16 protein-coding genes are annotated in these 20,018 nt (G+C 69.8%); 13 read left to right on the top strand and 3 right to left on the bottom strand.

Annotated elements, in window-relative coordinates; all coding sequences use genetic code 11:
- Positions 1 to 46 precede the first annotated feature (46 nt).
- Positions 47 to 2,080 carry a DNA gyrase subunit B gene (locus CVO96_RS03510; RefSeq protein ID WP_103310385.1) on the bottom strand — a complete coding sequence of 678 codons (2,034 nt, stop codon included), beginning with the start codon at positions 2,078 to 2,080 and terminating at the stop codon, positions 47 to 49.
- A 367-nt stretch (positions 2,081 to 2,447) separates the two neighbouring features.
- Between CVO96_RS03510 and CVO96_RS03505 the strand changes: the two genes are divergently transcribed.
- The 11 genes from CVO96_RS03505 (at position 2,448) to CVO96_RS03455 (ending at position 14,357) form a co-directional block, all read left to right on the top strand.
- Entirely contained in the window at positions 2,448 to 4,439 is a 1,992-nt protein-coding gene (locus CVO96_RS03505) for a vWA domain-containing protein (RefSeq protein WP_243398147.1), read from the top strand.
- An 82-nt stretch (positions 4,440 to 4,521) separates the two neighbouring features.
- Complete coding sequence (locus tag CVO96_RS03500; protein ID WP_103310380.1) at positions 4,522 to 5,004, top strand: hypothetical protein; 483 nt, start codon at positions 4,522 to 4,524, stop codon at positions 5,002 to 5,004.
- A 316-nt stretch (positions 5,005 to 5,320) separates the two neighbouring features.
- Entirely contained in the window at positions 5,321 to 6,715 is a 1,395-nt protein-coding gene (locus CVO96_RS03495) for a LysM peptidoglycan-binding domain-containing protein (RefSeq protein WP_103310378.1), read from the top strand.
- A gap of 164 nt (positions 6,716 to 6,879) precedes the next feature.
- Positions 6,880 to 7,167, top strand: a complete 288-nt coding sequence (rbfA, locus tag CVO96_RS03490; protein WP_103310375.1) for a 30S ribosome-binding factor RbfA — start codon at positions 6,880 to 6,882, stop codon at positions 7,165 to 7,167.
- A gap of 2 nt (positions 7,168 to 7,169) precedes the next feature.
- Complete coding sequence (locus CVO96_RS03485) at positions 7,170 to 7,595, top strand: acyl-CoA thioesterase (RefSeq protein WP_423739369.1); 426 nt, start codon at positions 7,170 to 7,172, stop codon at positions 7,593 to 7,595.
- A 194-nt stretch (positions 7,596 to 7,789) separates the two neighbouring features.
- Positions 7,790 to 8,266: an NUDIX domain-containing protein gene (locus tag CVO96_RS03480; protein WP_103310372.1), complete on the top strand. Its 477-nt coding sequence runs from the start codon at positions 7,790 to 7,792 to the stop codon at positions 8,264 to 8,266.
- Position 8,267: 1 nt separating this feature from the next.
- Positions 8,268 to 9,788: a M1 family metallopeptidase gene (locus tag CVO96_RS03475; RefSeq protein WP_103310369.1), complete on the top strand. Its 1,521-nt coding sequence runs from the start codon at positions 8,268 to 8,270 to the stop codon at positions 9,786 to 9,788.
- Between the two features lie 74 nt (positions 9,789 to 9,862).
- Complete coding sequence (locus CVO96_RS03470; RefSeq protein ID WP_103310367.1) at positions 9,863 to 10,654, top strand: BON domain-containing protein; 792 nt, start codon at positions 9,863 to 9,865, stop codon at positions 10,652 to 10,654.
- A gap of 75 nt (positions 10,655 to 10,729) precedes the next feature.
- Positions 10,730 to 12,556: a sensor histidine kinase gene (locus CVO96_RS03465; RefSeq protein ID WP_423739356.1), complete on the top strand. Its 1,827-nt coding sequence runs from the start codon at positions 10,730 to 10,732 to the stop codon at positions 12,554 to 12,556.
- Positions 12,553 to 13,662, top strand: a complete 1,110-nt coding sequence (locus CVO96_RS03460; protein WP_243398146.1) for a DUF4097 family beta strand repeat-containing protein — start codon at positions 12,553 to 12,555, stop codon at positions 13,660 to 13,662. The genes CVO96_RS03465 and CVO96_RS03460 overlap by 4 nt, the downstream gene beginning before the upstream one ends.
- A gap of 32 nt (positions 13,663 to 13,694) precedes the next feature.
- On the top strand, positions 13,695 to 14,357 hold the full coding sequence (locus tag CVO96_RS03455; RefSeq protein ID WP_103310363.1) for a response regulator: 663 nt from the start codon (positions 13,695 to 13,697) through the stop codon (positions 14,355 to 14,357).
- A gap of 73 nt (positions 14,358 to 14,430) precedes the next feature.
- Here the strand turns inward: CVO96_RS03455 and CVO96_RS03450 are convergent, their stop codons facing one another.
- Positions 14,431 to 15,177, bottom strand: coding sequence for a chlorite dismutase family protein (locus CVO96_RS03450; RefSeq protein WP_165795353.1), 747 nt, complete (start codon positions 15,175 to 15,177; stop codon positions 14,431 to 14,433).
- A gap of 95 nt (positions 15,178 to 15,272) precedes the next feature.
- Entirely contained in the window at positions 15,273 to 16,301 is a 1,029-nt protein-coding gene (locus tag CVO96_RS03445) for an aldo/keto reductase (protein ID WP_103310357.1), read from the bottom strand.
- 197 nt (positions 16,302 to 16,498) lie between these two features.
- Here CVO96_RS03445 and CVO96_RS03440 point away from each other — a divergent pair, with 197 nt between their 5' ends.
- A complete protein-coding gene (locus tag CVO96_RS03440) occupies positions 16,499 to 18,235 on the top strand; it encodes an NPCBM/NEW2 domain-containing protein (protein WP_103310354.1) in 1,737 nt (578 codons plus the stop codon).
- Positions 18,236 to 18,705: 470 nt separating this feature from the next.
- Positions 18,706 to 19,986, top strand: a complete 1,281-nt coding sequence (locus CVO96_RS03435) for an NPCBM/NEW2 domain-containing protein (protein WP_103310351.1) — start codon at positions 18,706 to 18,708, stop codon at positions 19,984 to 19,986.
- Positions 19,987 to 20,018: the final 32 nt, after the last annotated feature.

Raw genomic sequence — 20,018 nt, 5'->3', positions numbered from 1 at the left:
AGGCCGCCCCTCTTATCGGGGGCGGCCTCCAGAATCCTGCTGAACCTTAGACGCTGATCTCGGCGAAGCGCGCGTTCTCCTGGATGAACAGCTTGCGCGGCGCCACTTCAATGCCCATCAGGTTCTCGAAGACTTCGTTGGCGACGATCAGGTCTTCGATCCCCACGCGCTTCAGCGCCCGCGTCTCGGGATTCATGGTGGTGTCCCAGAGCTGGTCGGCGTTCATCTCGCCCAGGCCCTTGAAGCGCTGGATGTCGTACTTCTTGCCTTCCTTGTTGGCGGCGGCCACGGCCACCTTCAGGGCGTCGTTGTCGTACAGGTAGGTGCCCTTCTTCTCGCGGCCCACCATGATGCGGTACAGCGGCGGCTGGGCGATGTACAGGTAGCCGGCCTCGACCACCGGGCGCATGTAGCGGTAGAAGAAGGTGAGCAGCAGCGTGGCGATGTGCCCGCCGTCCATGTCGGCGTCGGTCATGATGATGATCTTGTGGTAGCGCAGGTTCGAGAGGTCGAAGTGCATGCGGTCGCCCGTGCCCTCCACCCCGGCGCCAATCGCGGCGATCAGCGCGCGGATCTCGGCGTTCTTGAGGATCTTGTTCAGCTCGGCCTTCTCCACGTTCAGGATCTTGCCGCGCAGCGGGAGAATCGCCTGGAAGCGGCGTTCACGTCCACCCTTGGCCGAGCCACCGGCCGAGATCCCTTCCACGATGAACATCTCGGACTCGGCGGGATCCTGGCTGGAGCAGTCGGCGAGCTTGCCGGGCAGGTCGTCGTTCTCCAGCGGGTTGGAGCGGCGCACGATGTCTCTCGCCTTGCGGGCGGCCTCGCGGGCGCGGGCGGCCTCGGCGGCCTTCTCCACGATGGTCTTGCCGATCTTGGGGTTCTCTTCCAGGAACTCGGCGAACTTCTCGCCCACGACCGCATTCACGGCCGTCTGCGCCTCGGAGTTCAGCAGCTTGACCTTGGCCTGGGACTCGAACTGCGGCTCGCCCAGCTTGACCGACACCACGCAGTAGATCCCTTCCAGCAGGTCGTCGCCGCTGGGCACCGGGTTGCCGGCCTTAATCAGGTTCTTGTCCTTGGCGTACTTGTTCAGGATGCGCGTGTAGGCGGTCTTGAAGCCGGTCAGCGGGGTGCCGCCGTCGCGCGTGCGGATCATGTTGGCGTAGGTCAGGATGTTGTCGGAGGCGTAGGTGTTGGCGTGGATGAACGCCACCTCGACCTCCACATCGCTGTTCTTGCCGCGCATCACGATGGGCTGGTCGTAGATCAGCTTGGTGTCGTCGGTGACCAGCGCGCGGGCGAAGTTGGCGATGCCTCCCTTCTCGTGGAAGACCTCCTCGCGCACCTCGCCGGCGTGCAGTTCGGTGCGCTCGTCGCGGATCACGATCTTCAGGCCGGTCAGGTAGGCCAGCTCGCGCATCCGGCTGCGGATACGGTCGTAGTTGAACTGGTTGTCGAACTCCTTGAAAATCGTCACGTCGGGGTGGAAGCTCACCGAGGTCGCCCACTTCACGTCTTTGGGGGTCTCGCCCACCACGTGCAGCGGCGTGACCAGCACGCCCTTCTCGAAGCGGATGTGGTGCAGCTTGCCGCCCTTGTTGACGGTCACGTCCAGGAAGGTCGAGAGCGCATTCACCACAGTCGAGCCCACGCCGTGCAGGCCGCCGGAGACCTTGTAGGCGCCCTGGCCGAACTTGCCGCCCGCATGCAGCTCGCTGAAGATCACTTCGATCGCCGGGCGACCCTTGCTCTGCATGATGTCCACGGGAATGCCGCGCCCGTCGTCGGTCACGGTGGCCGAGCCGTCGGCGTGCATGGTCACGTGGATCTCGGTAGCGAAGCCCGCCAGCCCCTCGTCGATCCCGTTGTCGATGATCTCGGTCAGCAGCTGGTGGTAGCCGTCGATGCCCGTGCCGCCCTGCACGTACATGCCGGGGCGTTTGCGCACGGCGTCCATCCCTTCCAGCATAGAGATGTGGCTGGCGTTGTACTCGGCGTCGGGCTGGGTGTTGGTGCCGATTTCCTCGACCAGATCGTTGGAAAGATCGCTTGGTCTCTTGTCGTCCAGTTGCGTCATGTGGCTCCTGCGCCGCGCCCCGACAGTCTGGGGCGGTCTTTGGATGGAGATGAGAGGGAGGGGACATGGCACCCGGAGGGGCCACTCTGTCGTCTGCCCAGTATACTACCGCAGTTGAAACGGGTCAAATAAATTACGTTATTAGCGTAATCAATCGCTCCCGGTTCAGGATCTGGAAAGCGCGTCTGAATCGGCCTCGACTGCTCGTGTGAGCAGGCGGGCCGGAGAGGCCGTGGTCGTCTGAGGCCCGGACGGGTCAGAATGGGAGCGGATGTGCCGCGCCTTCATGTTTCTCGCCGCCCTGCTGATCGGGGGCGCTGTCTCTGGTCAACGGTCTGTCTCTGGTCAGGCTCTCCAGGGTGCGGACGTGTCCCCGGCCCCCTGTGAGCTGCCTCCCGGCCCACTGCCCACGCTGACGCGGGCGGTCTTCGTGCTCGATACCAGCGGCTCCATGCGGGGGCTGGGCGACGGCCGGGCCGATATCTTCGGGCGGGTCAAGGCCAGCATCAACACCTATGTCCGCCAGGCCCGGCCAGACCGCGTGGAACTGCTCACCTTCGATTCCGGCGTGCGGTCTCGTCAGGGGTTCGCGGCCCCGGCGGGCACCCCGCGCTGGAACGGGGCCCTGGGCGCCCTGCGGGCCGACGGGCAGAGCACCCACCTCTACCGCAGCCTGCACGCGGCCCTGAGCCCCCTGACGGCCGGGGCGTACCTGACCACGGTGTTCGTCCTGACCGACGGGATCGACAACGATCCGGCGCGGGCCTTCACGCCCGGACAGGCGCTGGCGGCCTTCGGAGGGCGCGGGCCGCTCGACCGGCTGCACTATCTGGCGCTGGGCGCGGCGATTCCGGCGGACGCCCGGCAGGCCCTGGCCGCCAGCCCCTACGCCGACGGCCTGACCGTCCCGCTGGGCCAGGTGCCGGATCTGCGCGGCGCCGGGCTGGAGGGGGGGCTGGTCACGGTCACCGACGCCGCGCGGGTGCCCGTGCCGTTTCCGGAGGGCACCCCGCTGAGCCTGGCGGGCGCCCGGGGCCTGCAGCTCCAGCCCGCGCAGGTGCAGGGTGGGCGCATCGGCCTGAAGGTGGCCGGCCGTCTGCCCTACGGCTCGGCGGCGCTGCTGTGCGCCGGGAACCGGGGGCCGGGGGCCGGCACAGGGTCGGGCACCGTGGCGGGCAAGCCCCGCCGGGTGCTCCTGCGGCTGAACCTGCCCGGCACGTGGCCGCTGCGCTGGCTGAACCCCGGCGCCGACCGGGTGCTGGCGGCCGGCGAGGAGGTCGGCCTGCGCTACCGCGCCGCGCCCGGTCAGCGGCTCCAGGGGCTGCGGCTCTCGGGCCTGCCCCCGAAGCTGCGGGCCGAGGTGCGCCGGCTGCCGGCCTCCCGCGAGTTCGAGATCCGGCTGCTGAATCGGGGCCTGACGGCGGGCACGCTCGTGACGCCCACCCTGACCCTGCCCGGCGGCGCCGCCACCACCCTGCCCGCCATCCGGGCGGCGGCGGGGGGCCGCGTGGGCGCTGCGCCCGCGGCCGGGTCAGCGAATGGGCCCGCCACTGGGCCCGTGACGGCCCCCCCTCAGGCCGGGCAGGCGCCGAGCAGCCTGCAGGGTCAGCCCCGGCTGCCGCGCCGGGTGGTGTGGGGCCTGCTGATCCTGGCAGCCCTGGGGCTGGCCGGGGCACTGCTGCTGGGGCTGCGCCGGCGCAGGGGCCCGGTCGCCGCGCCCCCGCGCGCGCCCGCCGCTCCGGCGATGCCGACGGTCGAGGGCATCGAGTACAGCGAGGATCGTCTGCTGGCCCTGGTCAGCCCCAGCGGCGACGTGACCGGCGTGGTCACCCCGCTGGACGGCCCCTTCGACCTGGGCCACCTGGCGCGCGTGCCGCACCTCAGCGGCCTGCGGCTGGAGCAGCATCGCCACGGCCTGAAGTGCAACCAGATCCCGCCCGATCTGGAGGTCAGCCAGGGGGCGCGGCTGCTGCGGGCCGGGGACATCGTGCGGCCCGGCACGCTGCTGGGCGTGGCGGTGGCGCGGCCCTCGCGCGCGCCGCAGACCCCGCTGGGCTCGCTGGCGGGGCTGGGCCTGCCCCTCACGCTGCGAACCCAGCACCTCACCCTGCACCTCGTCGGGCCGTACGGAGAACACGTGCTCGCCCTCGCCCCGGGCCTGACCGATCTGGGGGCGACGCTGCAGGCGCCGGCCCTGAACGGCCTGAGCCTGAGCACCAGCGGTACCGGCGGCCGGGTGCTGCTGGTCGACCTGCCCCCGCAGCTCACGGTGCGCCGCCTGGGTGAACTCACGCCCGTCACGCCCGGCACCTACCTGCCCGCGGCGGTGACCCTCGATCTGCCCGATCCCCAGGACTGAAGGCCGGGATCGGGGAGCTGGGCCGGGGAGCCGGGCCGGGGCGGGGACGGGCGGCACCCCCTGCAGACGCTAGGCTGCGCGTATGGAGCTTCTGCGCGCCATCCACAACTTCCGCTTCGACACGCCCCTGGGCATCTACTTTTCCAACCCGCTGGTGGCGGCCTCCCTGGTGCTGTTCCTGTGGAGTCTGGGCCCGGCCATCAAGGGCGCGGTGGGCGGGTCGTTCGTGGTGTGGCTGCGCCTGACCTGGGCGGCCTTCCTGCTCCCGGCGGTGACCGGCATCGTGCTGGCGGTGGGCGGCCTCAAGGTGCCCAGCGCGACCGATGCGGGCGCGGGCACCACGAAGTACGGCTTCCCGGTCGATCCCAGCCGCGACTGGGAGCACTGGATGTACACCGCCTTCGTGCTGCTCAGCCTGTACGTCATTGAGGTGCTGGTCAGGGGCCGCATGGTGGAGCACCGCAGTGGCCTGCGGTACCTGCCGGTCGTGACCCTGTTCATGTACGGCTGCGCGTTCATGATCGCCCGCGTGGCGGTGTTCCCGGGCAGCACTCCGGGCACCTGACCGGCGCCGTCTCTGGGCCGGGCCACGCCCTCCCGGCGGCGGCTCCGCTGAGGGTGCCCGCGCCGTCGGGTCTGAATCCGGCTCCTCTCTGACCGACCGCATCGTGGCCTTAATTGCCCTCTCATCTTTCAGGAGGGCGCCCGCAGCGCTGTCTGACAGGACGGAAAACCTCACCCTCCTCTTCGAATAACGGTGGTTCTGTCAGAGGATTCGGCGGCTCATGAACCGCAGCCGGGGTGGTCGGTAGAGAATTCAGCCCGCTCTGGACGTCAGATTCATATTTCAGTCAGGTCGTTATGGTTAGATTAAGTTCCTCATGCCACTGCGTCTTCTCCTGATCGGCCTGCTGCTCGCAGGGTCTGCGCTGGCAGCGTCCAGCACCACGCCGAACACCACCACGGTCAGGAAAGGGGAGACGGTCGTGCAGGTCGCGGCCCGCGCCGGCATCAGCGTGGCGAGGCTGCGGGCCCTGAATGGCCTCAGAAACGACGCGATGAGCGTGGGGCAGGTGCTGAAGGTCACGCCCGCGCCTGCCCTGTCCAGACCAGCCCCGGCCAGATCAGCCCTGTCCAGACCGGCGGCCCCCCAGGGCCTGTACACCGTGAAGCGCGGCGAGTGGCTGAACAAGATCGCCCGGAAGTTCGGCGTGAGCGTCGGGGCGCTGCAGCGCGCCAACAGGCTGCGGACATCGATGATCACTCCAGGCCAGAACCTGATCATTCCGGCGCGCAGCGCGGCAGCTGTGGTGGCCCGGCGCCCGGCGCCCGGCGCCGCTCCGGCCCGGTCTGCCCCCCGCCCCCGGCCGACCACCGAGATCCGCACCATGTACACCTATATCCGCATGGGCCCCCGCGACACGGCCGATTCCGTGGCCCGCCGCTACCACCTGAGCGTGGATCACCTGCGCCGCCTGAACGGCCTGAGCACCCGCTTCGCCATGATGCCGGGGAGCAAGCTGCTGGTGCCGGCGCGCATCCCGGTGCCCATTCCGCCCGCTCCCCTGCGCCGCCCGGTCACCTTCAAGGCGCTGCGGCCCCTGGGCGTGCGGGTGCAGATCATCACGGTCGACCTGCGGCACCGCAACGTGATGATCGCGCCCGTGCTGCCCAACCTGCGGCTGACCTTCGAGCGCGGCGCGCGGGTCTCGCAGCTGGCCCGCAGCAGCGGCGCGCGCGCCCTGATCAACGGCGGGTACTTCCACCCGCAGAGCTACGCGCCGGCCGGCGACATCGTCATGCAGGGCCGGATGCTGGCCTGGGGCCGCATTCCCATGGCGCTGGCGATCACTCCGGACAACCGCGCCACCATCCGCGCCACCACCACGCCCCTGCTGCGCCGGCCGCTCGACACGACCTGGGCCGGCATGGAAACCGTCGTCGCCACCGGGCCACGCATCCTGACCCGGGGCCGCCTGAGCACCCTGTACAACTCAGTCTTCCGTGACCCCGCCCTGTTCGGCCGGGCGTCCCGCAGCGCCGTGGGGCTGGTCAGCAACCGCGACCTCGTGCTGGTCACCACCCACGCCAAACTCACCCCCACCGAGATGGGCAAGGTCATGGCCCGCCTGGGGATCCGCGACGCCCTGCTGCTCGACGGCGGCTCCTCCGCCGGCATCGCCTGGAACGGCTCGGCGGCGCTGGACAGCGTGCGTAAGGTCAGCTACGGCATCGGCGTCTTCACCAACTACACCGGCCGGCGCTACGTGCGCTGAGGGGGGAGGGGAGTGATGGGGGCCGAGGGGGATGAGTGATGAGGAAGAGCGGCAATCGTCCTCCTCATCACTCATCCCCATCGCCTCGCTCCTGCCCTCGACGGGTAGCATGTCGGGATGACCCGTCTCCCTTCTTCCACCTCCCCCGGCGCCCCGGTGCGCTCATGAAGCCCGAGCAGGTGCAGTCCCAGCTTTCGCGCGTGCTGGGCGAGGCCATTTCCGGCCTGAGCGATCCGCGGGTGCCCCTGATCGTGACCATCGAGCGCGTGGCCGTGACCTCCGATTACGGGCAGGCGCGCGTGTACGTGAGCGCCATGACCGGCAACATGGACGACCTGCTGCAGGCGCTGAACCAGGCGCGCGGCTACCTCCAGCGGCAGGTGGCCGACCAGGTGCGGCTGCGGCGCACGCCCACGCTGGAGTTCTTCGATGCCGGCGGGAAGGTCTGGTGAGCGTGGATCCCGTACCGGGTGCCCAGACCCGGAGTCACCAGACCCGGATTCACGTGCGCTACGCCGAGACCGACATGATGGGCGTGGTGCATCACGCGAACTATCCCGTGTGGTTTGAGGTCGGCCGCACCGAGCTGATGCATGCCCTGGGCCTGCCCTACCGCGAGATCGAGGCGCGCGGCTACTTCCTGATGCTCTCGGGCCTGAACGTGGAGTACCGCCGCGCGGCCCGCTACGACGACGAACTCACCGTGACCACCGCGCTCACGGCGCTCCGCAGCCGCACCCTGACCTTCGGCTACCGGGTTGTGCGCGGCGACGAGCTGCTGGCCACCGGGGAGACCCGCCACATCGCCACGGATCGCAGCTACCGCCCGGCCCGCTTGCCCGACGACGTGCTGGCGCTGCTGGGCGCCGGAGAGCCGTGAACGTCGTCCGGGCGCCGGGGCCGGCAGGTGGCTCCGCGCCCGGACGCTTGGCGCGCGCTCCAGCCGGGGCCGAACGAGCAGCCCACTCCTCACCGGACGGAGTGAATGGGCCCTACGGAGGAGTCGGGAGAAGGGCAGCGGCAGCGGTCTCTGGTGGGCCGTCATTCGGACAAATGCTCTAGACTGCGCCGCACATGAGTCATCTGTCGCGCACCCTGCCCATCAAGCGCGCCGCGCACGTGTATCTGGTTCAGGACGCCCACCTGCTGCTGGTCGAGGAGCGCATGGACGACGGCAGCATCTTCTACGGCCTGCCGGGCGGCAAGGCCCATGCCGGCGAGACGCTGGGCGACGCCGCCGTGCGTCAGGTGCTGTACGAGACCGGCCTGACCGTCACCGATCTGGCCTTCGTCAGCCTGCTGGAAGGGGAGCTGCTGACCGGCACGCGCAACGAGTGCTACGCGAATTTCGGGCGCTTCACGGCTCAGTTCTCCGGCGAGCTGAGCCCCAGCGACCCCGAGGTCGTGGGCCTGAAATGGGTGCCGATGGCGCAGGTCGAGGCCCTGGTGCGCTACGGCCCGCCGCCCGAGGTCGAGGAGCGCAATCCGCTGATCTGGGTGCCCACGCGCGACTTCGTCCGGGGCACGCCGCGCGCCTACTACCCCATCTGAGATGACGGCCCGGGCGCGCAGGCGGCTGGCGCAGTGGTGGCGGCCGGCGCTGCTGGCGGGCCTGGGGACGTGGGGGCCCGTGGGGGCGCAGGCCCTCATCTCACAGGCGGGCCCTGCCCAGCTGGCCGTGCCTGCCTTGCCGTCCATCCTGGCGCCCGCCGCCAACCCGGCGCAGCCCATCGGCGACTCGATCTTCCCGGCGCTGGGACAGGCGGGCCTGGACGTGCGGCACTACGACCTGAGCCTGCAGGTGGATCAGCCGGGCACGCTGGGCCTGCGCGTGGGCGCCGTGCTGACCCTGGCCGCCACGCGGCCGCTGGAGCAGGTCAGCCTGGACTTCCTGGGGCCGGCGGTGCAGGAGGTGCGCTGGAACGGGCAGGCGGTGGCGTGGCAGCAGGATAGGGCGGCCGGCAAACTGCGGATCACGCCCGCCGCCGCCCTGCAGCCGGGCCGCACGGCGCAGCTCTCCGTGCGTTACGCCGGCCAGGCGGGCACGCGCCGTGACCCCGAGCTGAACCTGAGTCTGGGCTGGCAGGGCGTCCCCGCGGGCCCCTCGCAGCCCGCCGCCAACTACACCTTCAGCGAGCCCGACGGCGCGCGCACCTTCCTGCCGGTCAACGACCATCCCTCCGATCCGGCGACCTTCACCACCCGCATCACCGTGCCGCGCGGCTACGTGGCGGCGGCCAGCGGGGTGCTGCGCGCCGAGGAAGCGGTGCCCGGCGGGCGGGTCTTCACCTTCGAGCAGGCCCAGCCCATTCCGGCCTACGCCCTGGCGATCCACGTCAACCAGTTCCAGACGGTTCAGGCGCCGGCCGTGCCGGTGGGGGTCGGCGGCGCCGGGGTGCAGCGCCGCGACTACTTTCCCCCCGCCGCCGACGGCACCATCCGCGCGCCCTACCTGCGCCTGGGCGACATGCTGGGGGTGCTCTCGGGATGGTTCGGGCCCTTTCCCTTCGCGGCGCACGGCGCGGCCGTGATCTCGCCCCGCGTGCCCGCGCTGGAGACCGCCACCCTGATGACCATGCCGCTGGCCTCCAGTTTCGAGCGCGTGATCGTGCACGAGACGGCCCACCAGTGGTTCGGCGACCGGGTGGTGCTGGGCGACTGGGCCGACGTCTGGCTGAACGAGGGCTTCGCCACCTACGCGGAACTGCTGTGGCTGGAGTCGCGCGGTGAGAACGGTGCCAGCGTCGTGGCCGCGTGGTACGAGCGCGTGCGTGATCAGGCCACCCGGCCGCTGGTGGCCCGCCGCGAGGGCGAGCTGTTCGATACCAGCGCCTACGTGCGCGGGGCGCTGGCCCTGCATGCGCTGCGCTCGGCGGTGGGCGACGACGCCTTCCGGCGCTTCCTGCGCGCCTACGTGGCGCAGTTCTCCACGCGGCCCGTCCGCACCGCCGACCTGCTGGCCTTCACCCGCCAGGAACTGGGGCCGGTGGCACAGACGGTGCTGCGCGTCTGGGTCGAGTCTCCCACCCTGCCCCCGCTACCGGTGCTGGCCCGGCCCGCCGCCCAGCCTTGAGCCGGCCTTAGAGAAAGTAGCCGAATTCACAGAACCCGGCCCCGACCCCCGGCGGTCTGGTGTACTCTCGACCTATGTGGCCATTCGGAAAGAGCACGGCAGAGCGGGTCAACGACGCCCTCTGGGAGCAGCCCCGCCTCAAGGAACTGGGCCTCAAGGTCAGCGGTCAGGGCGGCGACGTCATGGTCAGCGGCGCGGTGCCCAACGAGCGCTATATCAGCCTGATCCGCGTGGTCGCGGAGGGCATCAGCGGCGTGAAGAACGTCGACACCAGCGGCGTGAGCTTTCAGCAGACCACCGAGCGGGCGGCCAGCGCCCCCGCCCAGGCCGCGCCCGCAGCGCCCACCCCCAGCGTGGACAGCGGCCCGGAGATCCAGCCCCAGCGCTCCGTAAGCACCGGCAACATGAACGCCTCCTCCGGGGGTGACGTCAGCGACGCCGAGATCAAGGAGCTGGAGGAGTCCAGCAAGGTCGCCAAGGCGGTGAACCACGCCATCCGCAGCAACGGCGAACTCTCCGACGACCCGCTGGACGTGCTGCAGAGCGGCAAGTCCGTGATCCTGCGCGGCGTGGTGGACAACGACCACGAACTGCGCCTGCTGGAGCAGACGGCGCGCGGCGTGAGCGGCGTGGCCGGCGTGGACATGTCGGGCGTGCGCGTGGCCCAGGGGGCCAAGGAACTGGCCAGGGAGAAGGATCAGGCCAGCGGCGACACCGTGTACACCGTCAAGCCCGGCGACAGCCTCAGCGCGATCGCCCAGAAGTACTACGGCGACCCCATGCAGTACAAGAAGATCGCCCATTACAACAACATCAGCAACCCGGATCTGATCCACCCCGGCGACAAGCTGAAGATTCCGGGCTGATCTGACCCTGGAGGCCGGCCCCGTTCCGCCTTTCGGGGGACGCCCACGGGCCGCGCTTCCCCTACGCTACGTCGCATGATGGAGCGGATGGGCACCGGGACTGGAGCAGGGGAGGGCCGCCTGGGCAGCGCCGGCGGGCTGCTGGCCGAACTGCTCGACGCCCGCACCTACCGCACGGCCCTGTACCTGCTGCTGGCCCTGCCGGCTGGCGGGCTGATCACCGGGCTGCTCGTGGGGGGCGTGGTGGCCGGGGTGCTGACGCTCTGGCTGCTGATCGGCGCCGCCTTCCTGCTGGGCACCCTGTGGCTGGTGGGCGGCCTGGGCGACCTGCAGCGCCTGCTGGCCGGGCTGCTGGGGGTGCGCTTCGCCCGGCCCCTGCCCCCCGAGTATCCGGGCGTGCTGCCCTGGCTACGCGCCACGCTGGCCGACCCCGTGACCTACCGCACGCTGCTCTTCCACCTGATCCAGCTGCCGCTGGCGCTGCTGTGCTGGCTGGTGGTCGGCACGCTGGCGGCCGTGTGCCTGCTGGGGCTGGCCTCGCCGCTGTGGCTGATGAACCCCGGCGCTCTGCCGGTGATGTGGGGCGAGTGGACGCTGCGGCCCAGCCCGCTGGGCGTCCTGGGGCTGCTGCTGCTGGGGGCGGGGGGGCTGGTGGTCACGGCCGGGGTGGTCAACCTGCTGGGACGGATGTGGACGCGCCTGGCGGTGGCGCTGCTGGCCCGCGACCCCGGCGCCGAGGCCGCCCGCCGCGAGGTGGTGGCCCTGCGCCGCGCCGCCGGCCGGGTGGCCCTGGGCGACGACCTGGGCGCCACCCTGCAGGACCTGACCGCCCAGGCCCGCGCGGCCAGCACCGCCCACGCCGTCGCGCTGGTAGCCCCGGACGGCACCCTGCGCGCCGGCAGCGGCCCCGACGCCCAGGCGCTGGGCGGGCGGCCCGACCGCCGACCGGCCCCCGGCGAGGCCGACGTGCGCCGCAGCGTGGACGGCGCGCTGCTGGCGACCCTGCCGGTGGCCCTGCCCCCCTCGGCGGGCGTGCCCGACGGCGGGGTGCTGCGGGCCCTGTATGCGCCGGGCGTGCGGCCCGGCAGCGAGGAGCTGGCCTTTCTGCTGAGCATCGCGGATCACGCGGGCACGGCCCTGCACGCCGCGCAGCTGATCGAGCGGGCGGGCGCGCGGGCGGGCGAACAGGAGCGGGCGCGGCTGGCCCGAGAGCTGCACGACTCGGTGGCCCAGGCGCTGTACGGCATCACCCTGGGGGCCAAGACCGCCCGCGCCACCCTGGAACTCGACCCGGAGCGCACGCGCGCCAGCCTGGAATACACCATCCGGCTGGCCGAGGGCGGGGTCTCCGAGATGAAGGCGCTGCTCTTCAGCCTGCGCCCCGACGCGCTGGAGGAGGGCGGCCTGGTCGCCGCGCTGCGCCAGCACGCCCACGCCCTGGAGGCCCGCCACGGGCTCACCGTGCATGCCGAGCTGAAGACCGAGCCGCGCCTGGGCCCCGACGCCCAGGCCGCCGCCTACCGGGTGGCCCAGGAAGCCATGCACAACATCGTCAAGCACGCCCGGGCCACCCAGGTCTGGCTGGATGTCCACGAGGACGGCCAGCAGGTCATCCTCAGCGTGCGCGACGACGGGCGGGGGTTCGACCCGGCCGCCCCGCGCAGCGGCACCCTGGGCCAGCGGTCCATGCGCGAGCGGGCGGCGGGGGTCGGCGGCGGGCTGGAGGTCCGCAGCGCGCCCGGCGCCGGCACGCAGGTCACGCTGCGGCTGCCCGTGGACGCCCCTGTTCAGGCAGAGCTGCGCCTGCCCCCCGGCCCTGAGTCCGCCCCGCCCAGTGGTGAGCCCAGTGCCGCTTCCGGGAGCACGGCCCCCGACCTGCCCGCCCCCCGGGGGTCACGGTGACCTTCAGCCCGCCGACCCGCCCGCTGCCGCCCGTGCTGGCGCGCATGGCGCTGGGGCTGCTGCTGGCCGGGCTGGGCAGCGTGCTCACCTGGCGCGGCGTCACGCCGGTGCCCACGCCGGGCCTGCTGGGCGTGACCACCCCCGTCTCCCTGCCGCTCGACGGCCCGTTGCCCCGCGACCTCGCCGGCTCCGCCACCCTGCGCCTGGAGGGCGACCGGGTGGACATCGACCTGGGGGCCCTGCCGCCGGGCAGCCCGCAGGTGCTGAGCGGCCGCGCGGTTCACCGCGACCGCAATCCCCTGAGCGTGGAGGCCCAGCGCCGTGGCCGGCAGCTCAGCGCCTCGCTGGGGCTGCGCGTCCAGCCGCTGCAGGGCCAGCCCTTTGACCGGGGTCGGGTGGTCGTGGGCGGCCCCGAACCCCTGCAGCACCGCCTGAGCCTGGCCCTGACCCGCCGCATTCCGCTCACCCTGAGCACCCAGACCAGCAGCGGCGCCCAGACGCTGAACCTCGTGCCGCTGCGGCTGCGCGCCCTGACGGTTCGCACCTCCAGCGGAAGCCAGGCCGTGACCCTACCGGGCCGGGCCGGCGGGCCGTTCTCGCTGATCAGCGCCAGTGGGGACATCGCCGTGACCGCGAGCCCCGGCGCCAGCCCCGAGGCGCTGCGCGTGAACACCCAGAGCGGCGACCTCTCCCTGAACCTGGCGGGCGCGCGGCTGCAGGCGCTCGGCGTGGGCAGCCTCAGCGGCGACGTGCGCCTGACCCTGCCGGGCGTCCACCAGCGGGGCAGCGTCACGACCGCCAGCGGAGACGTGACCGTGAGCGCCCCGCCCGGCACCCTGGGCGGCAACCTCGACATCCGCACCCAGAGCGGGGACGTGACCCTGCGCGTGCCCCCGACCCTGCGCGTCCGGGTGCGCTTCACCGACCGCGACACCCTCACCCTCCCGCCCGGCACGCCGCCCGCCACCGCGCCGCAGCTCGACGTGTTCGTGGACAGCAGCAGCGGCGACTTCGCCCTGCAGACCCTGGACGGCCAGCCGGTCGAGGTTCCGCCTCCGCCTGAGGCGCCCTCCGAAGTGCCGCCCGGCTCCAGCTCCAGACCCTGACCCTCTTCACCTTTCCCCAGGAGGCCCGCCCCATGACCCTACCCGCCAACCCACCCGTCAGTGTCCTGCTCGTCGATGACCACGCCGTCGTGCGCCAGGGGCTGAAACTGTTCCTGGGCCTCGACCCGCTCATCGAGGTGGTCGGGGAGGCCGCCAACGGCGAGGAAGCCCTGGCCGAGGCCGAGCGGCTGATCCCCGACGTGGTCATCATGGATCTGATGATGCCCGTGATGGACGGCATCACCGCCACCCGGCACCTGCGCCGCCGCCTGCCTGAGACCGAGGTGATCGCCCTGACCAGCACCCTGGAGGAGCACAAGGTCAACGGCGCCATCGAGGCCGGCGCGATCTCCTACATGCTCAAGGACGCCTCCTCGGACACGCTGGCCGAGGCCATCCACGCCGCCGCGCGCGGTGAGGTGCGGCTCCACCCGGAAGCGGCCCGCCGCCTGGTGCGTGACTTCCGGGGCGGCGAGATGCGCGAGACCCTGACCCCCAAGGAAACCATCGTGCTGCAGCTGATCGCCCACGGCTATTCCAACAAGGACATCGCCCGCGACCAGGACGTCTCCGAGGCGACCGTGAAGACCCACGTGAGCCGCCTGCTGAGCAAGCTGGGCCTGGACAGCCGCACCCAGGCCGCGCTGTACGCGCTCAAGCACGGCATCGCCAGTCTGGACGGGGTCGAGGTGTGAGGGACGGGGGCTATGAGCTGTGGGCTATGAGCGAGGCGGTGCTCATAGCCCACAGCTCACAGCCCATCGCCTCTTATCCCAGATCGTCCAGCACGCCCGCCAGTTCCTTCTTCACGCAGGTGAACATGGGCGTGTCGCGCAGGGTGTACATGCTGGCTTCCGTGTAGCGCAGGCGGTGCACCAGATCGACGAATTCCTGCGGATGGTCGGAGTCGAAGCTCACCACGAACTCCTGGTCGTCGATGCCGTAGGAGTAGCTCGTGTTGATCCGCACGCCCTTGAACGGCGCGCTGGCGTGGATGTGTTCGTCCATCATGCCCTGGCGGGAATGGGGCGTCAGGTCGTACCAGGGACGGGTCTTGATGAAGGGGTAGATGAACAGGTACTGCCCCTGCCCCGGCAGGATCTCCAGCCCGTGCCCGCTGCCTTCGATGCGGTTCACGTACTGGCTGCGCTTGTTCATGCTCACGAAGTTGAAGGGCTGGGTCAGGTAGCCCATCAGGCGGGTGCGGTTGAGCCGCGCCTGGGCGTCCTGAAACTCGCGCACGTCGAAGGCGATCCGCCAGAGCATGAAATCCACGTCGGCCCGCACGCCCACCAGCGAGTAGGGGCGCAGGATCAGGCCCTTTTCCGCCGGGGCGTCGCCCACCCAGCCCTGCGCGGCGGCCAGGAACTCGGCCTTGAGTTCCTCGCGCTCGGCGCCCGGCAGGCGGCGGAACGCCGGATCGAGCTTGAAGAAGGCGTAGTTCAGGAACTGCCGGTTGGCCCGGTCGGCCTCGCGCCCCGTGACCTGCCCGCTGGGGTCGAGATCGACCATCATCTTGGGTCGGCCTCCGGGTGCGGGCGCCGGACGGCCGGTGGGCGGCGCGGCGTCGGGGGCCGGGGTCGGCGGGGATGCGTCGTCTGGGCGGCCGCTCACTGGGCCACCGCCTGGCCACGCAGATCGTGCTCGAAGCCGAAGTTGTCCCGATACAGCGCCTGAATCGCGTCATACTCGGCGTCCGTGAGCGGCGCGGCCCCGAAGGTCGCGGCGTACTCCTCCAGATTGGCAGCCGAATAGATGTTCGGCAGCACGCTCGCCATCACCGGGGAGCGCAGCGCGAACTGGATCGCCAGCTGCCCGATGGTGCGGCCCCGCCCCTCCACGAACTCGGCGCTGAGCTGCTCGACCTTCTTCAGGCCGTCTTCCATCCAGGCCTTGCGGCGGGCGTTGGTGGTCATGCGCCAGTTGCGGTGGTCGCCGGGCTCGAACTCGGTCTCCAGGGTCATGTACCCCTCCAGCAGCCCGGAGGCGTGGGGCACGCGGGCCATCACGCCCACGCCCTCCTGCTCGCCCGCGGCCAGGATGGGCTCGCCCAGCATCTGCTCCAGCAGGTTGTAGATGATCTGGGTCGGCGCGCGGCGCTCCTTCAGGCTGGCCACACCTTCCTCGATCTGCCGCTCGTTCAGGGCCGGCCCCAGCGCCGTGCCGTAGGCGCGGATCAGGCCCTCGGATTTCGCCTTCTCCAGTTCCGCCCACAGGTCATCCGCCCGGATGGCGTCCATACGCGGGTTATGAAGCTGATAATAGTCGATGTAATCGGTACCCAGCCGTTTCAGGCTGCCCTCCAGCGCCTTGCGGAGGTACTGGGGCGACCAGTCGTGCGGCCGCTCCTGCTGTCCCGGCCGATCCGGGTGGGTGTAGATGTCGTAGCCGAACTTCGTGCCGATGACGATCTGCTCCCGCACGTCGCCCAGGGCCTCGCGCTGCAGCTCCTCGGCGCGGCCCGAGGCGTACGTGTCGGCGTTGTCGAAAAAGGTGATGCCCAGGTCGAAGGCGCGGCGCAGCAGGCCCTTGCCCATCTCCTCGTCCTTCACGCCCCACCAGGTCGTCCCGACCGTCCATACCCCGAAGCCGACCGCGCTGACGGTCAGATCGGTGCCCAAAAGCTTGCGCTTATCCATGCCCGGCACTATTTCACGCTCAGCAGGGGATGGATGGCCCACCGTCCTGACGGATTCGTGGGAAGGCGATTGAGAAAAACCCAACACTTCTGCCCCCAGATGGGTGAGTGGGCCAGTGGCCTCGGAGGCATAGTGAGATTCCGAACTCTCAAATTCCAGGCGCCTCACGGGCGCGGCCTCTAGCCATAAGGAGCACCATGTCCCGATCCCCGCACAAAGTCGTCATTGGCCTTCTCGTATCGCTCTCGCTGTATAGCTGCTCACAGAGCCCCACTCCAGCCTCGGAAAACCCCTACGCGAACGGGGCGGATTACCCGTGGACCTACACCCGGCCAGACACCCAGCTCACCTCCCAGGCCCTGACGCCCGGCGAGAACACGCTGTTCTACGAGCCGATCCTCTCGGCCACCAACGGCTGGGGCCCGCTGGAAATCGACCGTTCCAACGGTGAACAGGGCCCCAACGATGGCCGAGTCATTACCTTGAACGGTATGGTGTACAAGAAAGGTCTCGGCGTGCACGCCGGCAGTGACGTGCGCTACAGCCTCAAGGGGACGGGGGCGAGCTGTGTGCGCTTCACCGCCGATATCGGCGTGGACGACGAAGTGGGCAGCAGGGGCAGCGTGGTGTTCCAGGTGTACCTGGACGGGGTGAAAGCCTACGACTCGGGCACGATGACGGGGAGCAGCGCGACGAAGCGGCCGAGCCTGGACATCACCGGCAAGCAGGAACTGCGGCTGATTGTCACCGACGCCGGCAACGGCAAGGACTTCGACCACGCCGACTGGGCCAACCCCAGGATCACCTGCGTGGCCTCGACGACAGGCCCCTCCGGCACCTTTGATCCGGGGTTCGGTGTGGCGGGCCGGGTGGCCGTGAGTGGCGTGGACTCGGTGGTCGAGCCGGGCGATTCGGTGGTCGTGCTGGGCAGCGATTTCAGCCTCAAGCGGCTTTCGACCGGTGGCGCAGTGGTGGGCAGTGGCAGTGCGAATCTGGCCGGCACCCTGAGCGCCTACGGCGTCGCCCGTCAGCCCGATGGCAAGCTGGTGGTGGTGGGGCAGCAGAACAATGCCCCGGTCGTCGTCCGCTTCAAGACCGATCTGACTCTGGATGCCACCTTAGGAGTGGGGGGCGTGGTTCGGCCGGTGTTCGCCGGCACGGAGAGTGCCGAACTGCGTGATGTAGTGGTGCAGCAGAGCGGAAACATCGTGTTGATCGGCTCGGCATCCCGGTCTTATCTCAACCCTGTGGGCACGGTCTATTCTTCACGCGATTTCATGGTGGCCCGTCTGGTGCCTGAGGGAACCCTGGACGCCACCTTCGGAACAGCGGGTGTCACGTTTGTAGATGGCACGGCATTCAACTCGACCTATAAGATCCGGCCCAATGACCAGTTCTATGCTGCCGCCCTGTCCCCTGACGGCAGAATTGTAGGAGTGGGCGAATCCAATGAGTTCTATTCCGCCGCAGCCGTTGTCCGCTTCACCAGGGATGGACAGCTCGACCTCACGTTCCTGGGGAGCGGAGGCTTTAATCAGTACAGTTACAGCACTTTTAATGCTGTCGCTGTGGCCTCTGATGGCGGGATGTATATAGGCGGTTCGGTTGGTCGGGGCAACACAACAAGCTACATTGAACGGCGTGCGCCCAACGGTGCACCCACTGCAACAGCCGAGTTCCGCTCTGGCGAAGCCTACGACTCCAACAGTGTGAGCTCACTGGCCCTTCAGACTGACGGCAAGGTTGTTGTTGGGGCCGGATCACCGAGTGGCGGGGTTCTCGCTCGTTTCACCCCGACCCTGTCTCAAGATCTGAGCTTCGGCACCAGCGGCACAGGGTTCGTCTTCCCGCCGAAGGGCGCTGGCGATGTGAAAGTCGATTCTAAGAACCGCATCGTCGTGACCGGGAGCGAAACCATCCGCCTCCTGCCCTGAACGTGCCCTGATCTCTGTGGGCAGCTGTGAACCTGACGGCTGCCCGCTTTCCTGTCGCCAGGTTTGAATCTTGTGGTGCCACAGACTCTGGGCAGCTCAGATGGTGGTTCTGGAACCTGGCAGCACTGGGGCCTCAGAGCGGGTTCCTGCGTCCAACGTCTCGTGCGGTCACCTCCCTGTCTGATCCGAGTGTCTTCTTGCCCTCTGGATCACCTCTCCTGGCTGATCTCGACCCCGGCTCCAGGACAGGGCCGACCTTCGTTGCCATCCATCGACCACGTCAGCCTGCGGTGGGCCCCGCCGACGAGACGAGCCGACGAGACAAGCAGGAGAGGGGTAAATTGAGAGACGATCCACATCACCCCGCCCCGTGGAAGCAGTGCCCGGCGCGAAGAGCCAGAGACGAAACAACCGACAGACATGTTTTCCAGGCGTCTGTTCGACGCGGCCCCCCGGCCACAAGGAGCACCATGCTACGACCTCCTCTGCTCGCCTCCGGTCTCGTCGTGACAACCCTCCTCGCCGGCTGCTCACAGAGCCCCACTCCAGCCTCGGAAAACCCCTACGCGAACGGGGCGGATTACCCGTGGACCTACACCCGGCCAGACACCCAGCTCACCTCCCAGGCCCTGACGCCCGGCGAGAACACGCTGTTCTACGAGCCGATCCTCTCGGCCACCAACGGCTGGGGCCCCCTGGAGATCGACCGTTCCAACGGCGAACAGGGAGCGAACGACGGCCGGGTCATCACCCTGAACGGCGTGACCTACAAGAAAGGTCTAGGCGTTCATGCCGGCAGTGACGTGCGCTACAGCCTGAAGGGGACGGGGGCCAGCTGTGTGCGCTTCACCGCCGATATCGGCGTGGACGACGAAGTGGGCAGCAGGGGCAGCGTGGTGTTCCAGGTGTACCTGGACGGGGTGAAAGCCTACGACTCGGGCACGATGACGGGGAGCAGCGCGACGAAGCGGCCGAGCCTGGACATCACCGGCAAGCAGGAACTGCGACTGGTGGTCACGGACGCCGGCAACGGCAAGGACTTCGACCACGCCGACTGGGCCAATCCCAGGATCACCTGCGTGGCCTCGGCCCAGCCCAGCCTGACGCTGGGGCAGAGCAGTCTGGAAATCTTTCATAAGCAGAGCGCCACCCTGGCGGCCACCTTCAAGAACGTCAGCGGGGCGGTCGACCTGCGGCTGGTGGTCGCTGAGGGCGAGACCAGTGGCCTGAAGCTGGAGACGACCAGTCTCATACTCCCTGGCGCCGCGAGTCCCCAGAACATCAGGATATCGGCGCCTGACGTCCCATCCGACTACTCCCTCCGTCCGGGGCCACGCTCGTATACGCTGATCGTCAGCCAGAACGGCATTGACCTGGCCAGCGCCCCGGTCACGATCAAGGAAAAGCTGCTCCTGGTTCAGACCTCCTTCGAACCGGCATCGGTCTTGCTGGTGCCTGGAACAAGGCCGAGAGTGACGCTGGTGGTCAGGGTGTCGCCCGCTCTGGACAGCCTGACGGAGATCTCGGCCGTTCCCTACACCCAGGGGGAGGAAGGGTGGATACAGCCGATCGGCACGACCTACGGCGATGGCGGCACGATGCGCCGGGACTACGAGGTGGTGGGTGACCTGCCCGCCTTTGTGAACGAGACCACGCTCGGCTTCTACGCCGCCGCCTCGAATTTCGCAGGCTACCGGCTGCCCGGCTATTTCACTGCCTATACCTACCTGGCCGTCAGGAAGGCGCCCTGAGGCTGCCCTGATGAAGGGGGCCTTCGAGGCCA

This window comes from Deinococcus koreensis, assembly GCF_002901445.1.
GTDB lineage: Bacteria > Deinococcota > Deinococci > Deinococcales > Deinococcaceae > Deinococcus > Deinococcus koreensis.
The sequence above is the reverse complement of the archived record's forward strand: the minus strand, read 5'-3'. Positions and strand labels throughout refer to the sequence as shown.